This window comes from Pontibacter ruber (assembly GCF_023630205.1).
In the GTDB taxonomy this organism is placed as follows: Bacteria; Bacteroidota; Bacteroidia; order Cytophagales; family Hymenobacteraceae; genus Pontibacter; species Pontibacter ruber.
Genome location: NZ_JALPRR010000002.1, coordinates 1,114,214 through 1,126,223 on the forward strand (window position 1 = coordinate 1,114,214; position 12,010 = coordinate 1,126,223).

The following is a 12,010-nucleotide window of genomic DNA, read 5'->3' on the forward strand; positions in this document are numbered from 1 at the left end:
AAAAATCAATGCAATTTAATCAAAATAATCCAATGTAGAAAATTGCTGCTAATAGCAAAACAGCTTATGCTCTTACAAATTCTTCAGCCAGTGCTTTGTAGTCTTTTGCTCCGTTCGAAGAGCCGTCGTAATCAATCACACTTTTGCCGAAAGAAGGAGCTTCAGCCAGTTTTACATTAAGACGAATGTGGCTGCTGAATATTTTCTCTTTCAGATTTTCCCTCAGATACTCCAGTACTTCCAGGCTCAACTTCCTTCTGATATCAAACATCACCACTACGATGCCTTTGATTTTAAGTTTTGGGTTAAAAGCCTTTTTTACTTTCTGCACCGTATTCATAATCTGATCAAGGCCTTGCAGCGTCAGCACTTCCATTTGCAGCGGAACCAGGACCTCCTGTGCCGCAGTCAGTGCATTTAATGTTAGCACCGAGAGCGATGGAGGGCAGTCGATCAACACATAATCATATCCCTTCAGTTCAGAAAGTATAGTTTTCAGAAAATTTTCCCGGTCAGGCTGCGACACGAGTGAAATTTCTATATCGACCAGGTCGTTCGATCCTGGAGCAATCCACAGGCCATCCTTCTCCACGAGTATATCCTGCAGTTTTTTGCTGCCCAGAAATACGTCTGCCAGTGTCGCATCTGTACCCGAAACTGCCAGCGAGTAAGAAAGATTGCTTTGCGGGTCCAGGTCAAGCAAAAGCACTTTTTTGCCGAGTTTGCTAAGTGCGCTGCCCAGGTTGATGGTGGTGGTGGTCTTACCGGTGCCGCCTTTCTGGTTTATAACGGCCACTACAGTTGTCTTCATGCGGTGTTGCAGTAGGGTAAATCTTGTTTAACCGCTAAATCTATTAAAAATATACTTAATACTAAAGTTTATCATGCGCCCTGATCAGGCTTGAGAAATGGCCTGATGTTGAATGTGACCTAATGTATAGTATATTTCCTCCCACTTTTCCAGGTCAAGCGCTACTGCTATTACATCGGCGGGCTCCATGTACGCGATGTGTTTATCGGTAAGCGTGCGTGCCAGGGCAGTTATACCTGGGTTATGCGCCACCACCAGAACAGTCGTAACCGAATCAGGTAATTCTGCCAGCGCCTTCAGCAACCGGGATTCCCGTGCGTTGTACAGTTCGGGGTCGTAAGAAATCTTTTCTTCGTCAAAGTATATCTTTTCAGCTACCAGGCGGGCAGTAAGGCCGCTTCGTTTGGCAGGGCTTGCCAACAAAAGATCTACTTTTCGGTAATGTTCACGTATCCATTGGCCTGTGTTGCGGGCTTGCCCAATACCGGTCTTGGTCAGTTCCCGGTCAAAATCAGGTTGTAAGGGATAAGGCTCATGCGTTTCGGCATGGCGACAGAGCAGCACGTGTCTTTGCATATTAATTACAAAAGCGTCCGTATAGGTAAATATTATAGTTTGTATCGTTGATGTACAACGTTTTAGCTGCAACTTAAACCTATACTAACCGATTTGGGTTGTATTTGTTGAAAAAAAAATTTGAACTTTGGGCAAAATTGGCTTTACCGCCAGTAAAAATAGAGGATGATAAAAAACTTAGTTATAGTAGAGTCGCCAGCGAAGGCCAAAACGATAGAAGGTTATCTGGGGAAAGATTTTGTGGTGAAGTCGAGTTTCGGCCACGTACGGGATCTGCCTAAGGATAACAACGCCATCGATATTGAGCACGGCTTCAAGCCAACCTATGTTATCACAAGCGATAAAAAAGAAGTGGTGGCACAGCTGCGTAAGCTGGCAAAGGAGGCGGAAACCGTGTGGTTGGCATCGGACGATGACCGCGAGGGAGAAGCCATATCCTGGCACCTGACAGAGGCTCTGAATTTAACTAACGAGAAGACACGCCGGATCGTGTTCCGCGAAATTACGAAGAACGCCATTCTGAATGCCATCAGCTCACCGCGCGGCATCGACATGGATCTTGTAAATGCGCAGCAGGCACGCCGTATACTTGACCGTTTGGTTGGTTTCGAGTTGTCACCTGTACTCTGGAAAAAGATCAAGACAGGTCTTTCGGCCGGGCGTGTGCAGTCGGTGGCGGTGCGCCTGGTGGTGGAGCGCGAACGTGAGATCGAGCGTTTTAAATCGGAGGCTACTTTTAAAGTAACAGCCGTATTTGATGTACAGGGTAAAACCTTGGAAGCCGAACTGCCAACCAAGTATAAAACAGAAGAAGAGGCCCAGGCCTTTTTGCAGCGCTGCATTGGTGCAAACTATACCATCGAGAACCTGGAAACCAAGCCGCTGAAGCGCAGCCCGGCTCCTCCGTTCACGACCTCTACCCTGCAGCAGGAAGCCAGCCGGAAGTTATACTTCTCGGTTGCCCAGACCATGACCATCGCGCAAAAACTGTACGAATCCGGTAAGATCTCCTACATGCGTACGGACTCCCTGAATCTTTCAGAGGAGGCGATTCAGGGTGCTGCCAATGCCATCCAAAGCTCTTTTGGCGATCGTTTTGTGAAGACGCGCCGCTTTAAAACAAAATCGCAGGGAGCACAGGAGGCGCACGAAGCCATTCGCCCTACCGATTTTGGCGCTATGGTGGTGAGCAGCGACCGCAACGAGCAGCGCCTGTACGAGCTGATCTGGAAACGTGCGATTGCCTCGCAGATGGCAGATGCCGAGATCGAGAAAACAACAGCTACCATCAGCATTTCCACGCAGCCCGAAAAGCTGACAGCTACCGGTGAGGTCATCAAGTTTGAAGGTTTTCTGAAAGTATACATCGAATCGAAGGATGACGAAGAAGGAAGCGATGAAGATGTGAAAGGGATGCTGCCTCCGCTCAGTATCGGTCAGCAGCTGACCCTGCGCCAAATGCAGGCTACGCAGCGCTATTCCCGTCCGGCACCGCGCTACACAGAAGCCAGCCTTGTAAAGAAACTGGAAGAAATGGGCATTGGGCGTCCGTCTACCTACGCTCCTACCATCTCGACCATCCAGAAACGTGGGTATGTAGAGAAAGACAGCCGCGAAGGCAAAGAGCGCCCGTACCAGGTGCTGACGCTGAAGCAGGACCAGATATCCAAGCAGACTAAGACAGAAATTACCGGAGCCGAGAAAGCCAAGCTCTTCCCGACCGATATGGCCATGGTGGTGAACGACTTCCTGGTAGAGCACTTCCCGAGTGTGATCGATTACTCCTTTACAGCCAACGTAGAGGCCGAGTTTGATGAGATTGCACAGGGCCAGAAAGAGTGGGAAGACATGCTGGATAACTTCTACAAGAAGTTTCACAAGCGCATCGAGTCAAGTGAAAGTATAAACAGAGCGGATGTATCCGGTGCACGCGAATTGGGTGTAGACCCTGTGTCGGGGCAGAAAGTGATCGCCAAACTGGGCAGATTCGGTCCTTATGTGCAGATGGGCGAAGAAAACCCGGAAACCGGAACCAAACCAGTGTATGCGAGTCTGCGCAAAGGTCAGTTCCTGGAAAGCCTGGCACTGGAAGATGCCCTGGAGTTGTTCAAGCTGCCGCGCATCGTAGGCACCTACGAAGACAAGGAAATGAAAGCGGCCATCGGTCGTTTCGGTCCTTACATCAGCCACAACAGCAAGTTCTACTCGCTGCCAAAAACAATGGACCCGCATACGGTAACAGCCGAAGAAGCCATTGCTTTGATCGAGGCCAAACGCAAGGCTGATGCCGAAAAGATGATCAAGACGTTTGACGAAAACCCGGATGTGCAGGTGCTGAACGGTCGTTACGGACCGTACATTGTAGTGGGTAAGAAGAACGTGAAGATCCCGAAAGGCAAAGAGCCGGCCGAGCTAACGCTGCAGGAGTGCCTAGACCTTGCCGAGCAAACGCCTGAGAAAAAAGGCCGGGGTGGTTTCAAGAAAAAAACTGAACCAGCCGCAGATAAGAAGCCAGCAGCTAAAAAGGCAGCTACTACCAAGAAACCTGCTGCTAAAAAAGCGACTGCTGCCAAGAAGAAGTAATAGCCTTAAGTATAAAAAAGCCGCCTGCTACAAGGCGGCTTTTTCTTTTTCAGAAGTATAGATTGGTAAAAGGAAAGTATAAACCCTCGGACAGCGCAGGCGTTATACTTTACAGTTTGATTATATACCTCAGCAAGTATGGAACAGAAGAAAAAACTGGTGGTGCTAACAGGTGCCGGAATCAGTGCGGAAAGCGGTATTGCTACCTTCCGGGATGCAAACGGCCTGTGGGAAGGACATGATGTAATGGAAGTTGCCTCGCCCCAGGGCTGGCGTAAAAACCCCGAACTGGTGCTTGACTTCTATAACCAGCGCCGGAAAAATGCGAAAGACGTGCAACCCAATGCAGGCCACAAAGCCCTAGCAGAACTGGAGAAGGATTTTGACGTGCGCATCATCACGCAAAATGTTGACGACCTGCACGAGCGGGCCGGCTCTACGCATGTGATTCACCTCCACGGCAAACTGTTTGAAAGCCGCAGCACGCTTGATCCCAAACTGGTGTACCCCATAGAAGGCTGGGAATTGAACTTGGGAGATAAATGCGAACGTGGTTCGCAGCTGCGACCGAATATCGTTTGGTTCGGAGAGGCTGTACCGATGATGGAAAAGGCGGTGGAAGAAACCATACAAGCGGACATCTTTCTGGTGGTAGGCACCTCGCTGGTGGTGTACCCTGCTGCCGGCTTGGTTGATTATGTATCGGAAGATGTCCTGTTGGTTGTGGTAGACCCGAAGTTGCCTTATGTGCGTCCGCGGCCTAACCTGCACTTGTATGAGGAGAATGCCACCACTGGCATGCAAAAAGTTGCCGAGTTATTGCTGCTAAAGTATAAATAGCCTGACTATACTTTAGCAGCAGCTTAACTTTAAGTATAACTTATTCAGATTCAATAACTTTATACTTCAGTGTGCTGCTTGTATTTCCTCTCACAATCGAGTAGAGTTGAGGCAGAAGTATACTTAGGTAAACTATAGCCGTTGTAGCTGATTCATGCTTTCTCACCTACTCTTTATTCGGTCTCGATTTCTAACTGGAAGCACAACAACTACTTGATTTATTCAATCCCTTCCTTCGCTCTGCCGAGGCTTTGAAACTTACGCGCTATACTTTTCCCCCAGCTATTCTGAGCTATTTTTCCAATTCTGTAAGCAAGTAGCAGCACCAACTTCAAGTCCATAAAAATATTCTAAAAGGGATTAAACCTTCTCCCCTTCCCTGCTTCTAAGAAGTTCAGAAACTAAAAAAGATTATCTGCAAACTACAACGAAGCCAATGCGTGCTGCACCTGTATCAGGCGTTCCGATGAAGCTTTAATCCGCATTAATACAAAGAAGACTACAACCAATAATTTGCATACATCTACCAAATGAGAAAGCTATTCTCCCTGCTGGTCTTACTGATCAGTGTTTCACAGGCCTACGCGCAGGCGGTTTTTGGCACCGTACAGAGCGGAACTGACAAAAGCCCATTGCCCGGAGCCAGTGTAGTTCTTAAGCCAACAGCCGAAGCCGGCATGCTTACCACCGTTACCGATACAGAAGGTGCTTTCCGGTTCGACCGGGTAAAAAGCGGCGTTTATACGTTGGAAGTAAGGTTCCTGGGCTTCAGCGTGCTATCCAGAAATGTACAGGTACAACAAGGTGCCGTTGATGTTGGGGTGCTGGCTTTGCAGGAAGAAAACAACAAGCTTAGTGAAGTTCAGGTAGTAGGCCGGGCGCAGTTAGGCGAACAGAAAGGCGACACTTCCCAGTTTAACGCAAAAGCATTTAAAACAACCGCAGATGCCAGTGCCGAAGACCTGGTAACCAAAATGCCTGGCGTTACCATACAGGATGGCAAAGTACAGGCACAGGGCGAGGATGTGAAACAGGTGATGATTGACGGCAAACGCTACACCGGCGAAGATGTAAATACAGCCATTCGCAACCTATCTGCCGACATGATTGAGAGCGTGCAGGTGTTTGACGGGCAAAGCGACCGCGCAGCCTTTAGCGGCTTCGACGACGGCAACCGGGTTAAAACACTCAATTTCACCACAAAGAAAGATCGACGCCAGGGCTATATGGGCAAAGCGTCTGCCGGCTATGGTACCGACGACCGCTACATGGTTGGTGCCAGCGTAAATTACTTCAACAACAACAGAAGAATAACAGTAACCGGCCTGACCAACAACATCAACATGTTTGATTTTTCGGTAGGTGAAACACCAGGCGGCGGCATGCGTGGACGCAGAGGCGGTTGGGGCGGCGGCTCACCGACGGGCATCATCAACACGAATAACTTTGGGTTGAACTACAACGATATGTGGGGCAAGAAGATCGAAGTAAGCGGCAACTACGACTACTCGAGTCGTGATATACTCAACAAACAGTACCGTTACAGACAGAACATCTCCGGTGACCGCCTGGGGCAGATCTATACCGAGAACAGCGAAAATGACAACACCGAAGAAAGCCACCGCTTCAACTTCAGGCTGCAGTACAACATCAACGAAAACAACCGCCTGCTGGTAACGCCCAACATCTCGGTGCAGCGTAACGACAACGCTACAAACCGCAGTGCCAACACCGTAGACGGCGAAGGGACTATGCTTACCGAGTCGCAAAACCGGAACAATGCGGATAACAACAGCCTCAACTTTAACAACAACATTCTTTTTTCGCATCGCTTTGGTACCTCAGGCCGCATCCTGACAACGAACTTCAATACAAGGTATAACCGTTTCGACGGAGATGCGTTCCAGTTAGAGAACACGCAGAACTTTGAAAATTCTGACCTGAACGTAAACCGCAACCAGTTTATCAAAACAGATCGAGAAAACTTCTCCTGGTCTGGTAACATGGATTACTCCCAGCGCCTGGGCGAAAATTCACGTTTGCAGCTGGAGTATAGCATTGGCAATCAGCAGAACGATTCGGACAGAAGAACCTATGATTTTGTTGAAAACGAAGGCCGGTATTCGGACCTAAATACGCCTTACAGCAACACGTTTAAGAGCGATTACCTCTCGCAAAACTTCGGGCCTAGCTACCAGTACCGTACCGAGAAAACAAGGTTCCAGCTGAATGCCCGGTACCAGTATGCTACCCTGCAAAGCGAGAACCAGTTCCCGAGAGATTACAGGCTGAAGCGTAACTTCTCTAACCTGCTGCCTTCCGCGGAATACGAGTACAAGATCTCGAAGAACACGAACCTGAACATAAACTACCGCACTTCTACGGATGTGCCTTCAGTAGAGCAGTTGCAGGATGTGCTGGATATCTCCAATCCGCTGCAGGCGCGAATCGGTAACCCGGAGCTGGACCAGGATTACCAGAACAGGCTGAACATCCGCTTCAGAAGATTTGATCCGGAAACTAATCGCGTGTTCTTTGTAGGTATGTTCGGCTCCATGACACAGAATTATATTGCCAACAGCGTGTACACCGGCGAAGTACCTTTTGCCTTACCTGCCGATTATGTGCGCCAGCCGGGTGCCCGTATCACACGCCCTGTAAACATGGACGGTTACTGGAACGTGCGTTCGTTCTTTAACTACGGGCAGCCGATCAACTTCATCAGCTCAAACCTGAACGTGCATGGTTCGGTGGGTTATTCCCGCATACCGGGTATGATCGACGAGCAGGTGAACTATGCCAACAACACCAGCCTGGGTGCCGGCATCAACCTGAGCAGCAACATCAGCGAGAAAGTAGACTTCACTGTCTGGACCAACTCCAACTATAACCTGGTGGAGAACACGCTCCGTACCAACCAGAACAACAACTATTTCACACAGAACACCAACCTGCGCTATAACTGGATCATCTGGAAGGGCCTGGTATACCGTACCGAGCTGAACCACCAGTATAATTCGGGTTTGTCGCAGGGAGTGGACAACAGCTACCTGCTTTGGAACATGAGCCTGGGCAAGAAACTGTTCAAGAACCAGCAGGGTGAGATCAGCTTGAGTGTGAACGACTTGCTGAAGCAAAATGTGAGCATCCAGCGTAACATCGCTTCCGATTATGTAGAAGATGTGCAGTCTACCGTGCTGCAGCGTTTCTTTATGGTTACCTTCACGTACAACATCCGCAAGTTTACCAGCGGCCAGGCGCCAGATATGGAGCAGGAAAACCGTCGAGGCCCGGGAGGCTACAAAGGCGGCGGCTACCGTCAGCACTAAAAAGAAAAAGGCCTGCAGCAATGCAGGCTTTTTTCTTTTTATATAACAACCTGGTTTATACTTGATGATTCATACTTGCGGAAGCCGTAATTAAAACTAAGTATAAAATGTATTTACGATTTTCCTAGTCTTCGATGTTCCCCCACTCCTGTTGCTGATCGTACCACAAGGCACCGTCCCTGATTTGCAATGGTGAGGTGATGTTGTTGTGATACAACTGCCCGGTTCCAAGCCCTTGCGGCATGGTAATGTTGTAGTTGGCCGTAAACTGGCTGATCGCATTCAGCCCGATGTTCGATTCCAGCGCCGAGGTCATCCACCACCCGATTCCGCGCTTCTCTGCCCTGCTGATCCACTGTGCACTTGCTGCCAAGCCTCCAACCAGTGTAGGTTTAAGTATGATGTATTGCGGCTTGATCTGCTCCAGTAAGGCAATTTGGGCAGTTTCTTCCTGAACGCCGATGAGTTCTTCGTCGAGCGCGATCGGTACGGGAGTATAACTGCAAAGCTGCGCCATCTCCTCCCATTGCCCTTGCCTGATGGGCTGCTCTATGGAGTGAAGATCATACTTTGCCAACCGCTCCAGTTTCCGGAAAGCTTCTTCCGGTTTAAAAGCACCGTTGGCATCCACCCGGATGGTCAGCTCGTCGGCACCGGCGGCCTCCCGTATACTTGCCAGCAACTCCAGCTCTGTTTTGAAATCAAGTCCGCCAATCTTCAGCTTCAGGCAATTGTATCCTTCGCTGAGTTTCTTCCGGATCTGCTCCTGCATAAAAGCTTTATCGCCCATCCAGACCAACCCGTTGATCGGTATGCCTTTTACACCCCGGCTGAAATCATTTTTATACAGTACTCTGTGTCCTCCGTGTTGCAGGTCCAGAAGAGCTGTTTCAAGTGCAAACCGGATGGCGGGCCAGGCGGTCAGATCCGAAACATCGCTCAAAAGATTGCCCGCTTCAGCTGTTACTTCAGCTTTACTTGCATTAATTAATGCGCAAATTTTGTCCAATTGCTGTACCAGGTCCGGCCGGTGGTCGATGCTGAGGCCTGCCAGCGGGGCACACTCTCCTATACCCACAACAGCAGGATTCTCCTCGTCCCAGAGCTTCAGATAATACACCTGGTGTTCCCGGATAGCACCCCGTGAGGTGCGGGCGTCGAATTTAAAGCGAAGTGTATGAGGTATGTAAGCAGCTTTTAAGTGCATCTGTAACTGTATTTTAAGGGTAAGTTAAGTATAAACGTGTAATATTTTGAAGAAAGAGAATCAGATAAAAACTAAAGTAAAGAGAAATTAGTACAATACCCTCGTATACTTATACAGAACGCAGCAACCTTACTGAGGCTGGAAAAGCAACTCCTTACAAGAGAATAGTTTACATTCCTCGGTCGTCTCATTTGATATACTACAGAAGTAGTGGTTAACACAAACCCATATAAGCCTTACTATGAGCAGCCAGACAGCCTCTATTCCGTTCGCTACAATACAGCAATACGAACAGATACGTGAACGCACCGAATACATTTGCCTGCCACTCGAACCGGAAGATACTGTGGTACAGCCCATCGTTGATGTAAGCCCTCCGAAATGGCACCTGGCTCATACCACCTGGTTTTTTGAAACGTTTGTGCTCAGGCCTTACCTGCAGGGCTACAAAGTTTTTCATCCAAAGTATGGCTACCTCTTCAACTCGTACTACAACAGTGTTGGCAACCGGGTGCAGCGTTCCGCACGAAGCACCATTACCCGGCCTCCGCTGAGCGACATTTATGCGTATCGCCAGCACGTAGACGAAAACATTACCAAGTTGCTGGAAAGTATAGACGAAGATAAAATTAGCGAGGTGATGAAAGTGCTGGAGCTTGGCCTGCAGCACGAACAGCAACACCAGGAGCTTTTACTCACCGACATCAAGTACATACTTAGTACGAACCCATTGCTCCCGGCTTACAAAGTATCCAAACCACTACAGCCCTTTGAGACCGAACCCGAAGTAAAAGCTAAGTATATGGATGTGCCCGGCGGTATTTACGAAATTGGCTACCAGGGCAAGAAGTTCTGCTTTGATAACGAACTAGGTGTGCATGAGGTGCTGCTGAACGATTTCCAGATCATGAACCGCCTGGTTACCAACAAAGAGTACCTGGAGTTTATGGAAGACGGTGGCTACAGCGACTTCAGGCACTGGCTTGACGAGGGCTACACAATGGTAAAATCGGAAGGTTTAAAGGCGCCGCTCTACTGGGTGCAGGAAGATGGCGCCTGGTACCGTTTCACGGTGTATGGGTTGGAGTTGGTAGATATGAACAGCCCGGTAACACACATCAGCTTTTACGAAGCCGATGCTTTTGCCAACTGGTCGGGCAAACGGTTGCTTACCGAATTCGAATGGGAAGCTGCCTCCCAGGTTTATAAACCCAGGACAGGCAACTTTGCAGAGACAGAGCTGCTTGAACCAGCTCCTGCCATTGCAGGCGCGAAAGGTGTGCAGCAATTGTACGGCGACACCTGGGAATGGACCTACAGCGCCTACCATCCGTACCCTGGCTTTACGAAAGCGCCCGGCGCTTTGGGAGAGTATAACGGCAAGTTCATGATCAACCAGATGGTATTGCGCGGCGGCTCCTGTGTTACACCCCAAAGTCATATCCGAACTACCTACCGCAACTTTTTCCATCCGGATAAACGATGGCAGTACAGCGGTATACGATTAGCCAGGTAAGGTATGAATTTAACTTCTACGCTCCTCCCGCTGATCGATCTTAGCCGGAAAGATGATGGCTCAATCGCTAAAACAGCATTTGTCCAGGATGTGGCAGAGGGCCTAGGGCATGACCCTAAACACCTTTCTTCACGCTACTTTTACGACAGTACAGGAAGCAGGCTTTTTCAGCAGATCATGGAGCTGCCGGAATACTACCTTACACGAGCCGAATTCGAGATCTTCACCAGGCAAAAGCAAGGTATAACCGAGCATTTTGCCTCCGGCGGATTCTTTCACCTGATCGACCTGGGTGCTGGGGATGCACTTAAAACAAAAATACTTCTGCGCCACCTACAAAGCGAAAAGCAGCAGTTCGACTATGTGCCCGTAGATATTTCGGGCGATGCCATGCAGCAACTGACTACTAGCTTAAAGGCAGAAATGCCGGGTATGCAGCTACAGGCCGTCGTAGGCGAATACTTCGAAGCCCTGGAATGGCTGCATGAACATAAATCGGAACGAAAAGTGGTTCTGTTTCTGGGCTCCAACATTGGCAATTTTAGCCCTTCACAAAGTATAATTTTTCTCAAAAAGATCCGGAGCTACCTGCAATCCGGCGATAAGTTATTGCTTGGAGTGGATCTGCGAAAAGATCCGAAAACCATACTTAGTGCTTATGACGATGCTGCTGGTGTGACAGCCGCATTCAACCTGAACCTGCTTGAACGCATCAACCGGGAACTGGGCGCTAATTTTGATCTAGGCAAGTTCCGCCATTTTGCTACCTACCAGCCACATGAAGGTGTCATGAAAAGTTACCTCATCAGTCAGGAGGAGCAGCATGTGCATATCAAGGCGATCGACAGAATTCTAAAGTTCAGTGCCTGGGAAGCAATCCACATGGAAAATTCATACAAGTACTCGCTGCAACAGGTAAAAGAACTAGGGCAGACGTGTGGTTTTAATACAGAAACAGTATTTAAGGACAGCCAACAGTACTTTGCAGACATTTTATTTTCAGTAAATTGAACAACTGTTGTTTGTACACTTCTGTATGCATAGTTTATACTTTCCAGATCATCGTAAATGAAATACCTGCCTTTCGTACTAACTGCTGCTCTTCTTCTGATTGCTCTTCCTGCAAAGGGAGGTAAAAAGAAACAGTA

At 48.8% G+C, this 12,010-nt stretch carries 8 protein-coding genes; 5 read left to right on the forward strand and 3 right to left on the reverse strand.

The window, feature by feature from the left end:
* Positions 1-64: 64 nt before the first annotated feature.
* Together MJ611_RS11595 and MJ611_RS11600 are read right to left on the reverse strand one after the other, a co-directional pair.
* Complete coding sequence (locus MJ611_RS11595; RefSeq protein ID WP_250429960.1) at positions 65-811, reverse strand: ParA family protein; 747 nt, start codon at positions 809-811, stop codon at positions 65-67.
* Between the two features lie 84 nt (positions 812-895).
* The gene (locus MJ611_RS11600) at positions 896-1,387 is read right to left on the reverse strand and encodes a SixA phosphatase family protein (RefSeq protein ID WP_250429962.1); all 492 of its coding nucleotides are present in this window, start codon (positions 1,385-1,387) and stop codon (positions 896-898) included.
* A 165-nt stretch (positions 1,388-1,552) separates the two neighbouring features.
* Between MJ611_RS11600 and topA the strand changes: the two genes are divergently transcribed.
* The 3 genes from topA to MJ611_RS11615 all read left to right on the forward strand — a co-directional run bounded on the left by topA (position 1,553) and on the right by MJ611_RS11615 (position 8,139).
* Positions 1,553-3,970: a type I DNA topoisomerase gene (gene topA, locus MJ611_RS11605; RefSeq protein WP_250429964.1), complete on the forward strand. Its 2,418-nt coding sequence runs from the start codon at positions 1,553-1,555 to the stop codon at positions 3,968-3,970.
* Positions 3,971-4,108: 138 nt separating this feature from the next.
* Positions 4,109-4,810: an SIR2 family NAD-dependent protein deacylase gene (locus MJ611_RS11610; RefSeq protein ID WP_250429965.1), complete on the forward strand. Its 702-nt coding sequence runs from the start codon at positions 4,109-4,111 to the stop codon at positions 4,808-4,810.
* Positions 4,811-5,340: 530 nt separating this feature from the next.
* A complete protein-coding gene (locus MJ611_RS11615; protein ID WP_250429967.1) occupies positions 5,341-8,139 on the forward strand; it encodes an outer membrane beta-barrel protein in 2,799 nt (932 codons plus the stop codon).
* 124 nt (positions 8,140-8,263) lie between these two features.
* Here MJ611_RS11615 and MJ611_RS11620 read toward each other — a convergent pair whose 3' ends face one another.
* Positions 8,264-9,346 carry an o-succinylbenzoate synthase gene (locus MJ611_RS11620; RefSeq protein ID WP_250429969.1) on the reverse strand — a complete coding sequence of 361 codons (1,083 nt, stop codon included), beginning with the start codon at positions 9,344-9,346 and terminating at the stop codon, positions 8,264-8,266.
* A gap of 241 nt (positions 9,347-9,587) precedes the next feature.
* Here MJ611_RS11620 and egtB point away from each other — a divergent pair, with 241 nt between their 5' ends.
* Both egtB and egtD read left to right on the forward strand, forming a co-directional pair.
* The gene (egtB, locus tag MJ611_RS11625) at positions 9,588-10,862 is read left to right on the forward strand and encodes an ergothioneine biosynthesis protein EgtB (protein WP_250429970.1); all 1,275 of its coding nucleotides are present in this window, start codon (positions 9,588-9,590) and stop codon (positions 10,860-10,862) included.
* 3 nt (positions 10,863-10,865) lie between these two features.
* Positions 10,866-11,873 carry an L-histidine N(alpha)-methyltransferase gene (egtD, locus tag MJ611_RS11630; RefSeq protein ID WP_250429972.1) on the forward strand — a complete coding sequence of 336 codons (1,008 nt, stop codon included), beginning with the start codon at positions 10,866-10,868 and terminating at the stop codon, positions 11,871-11,873.
* The last annotated feature ends 137 nt before the right edge of the window (positions 11,874-12,010 follow it).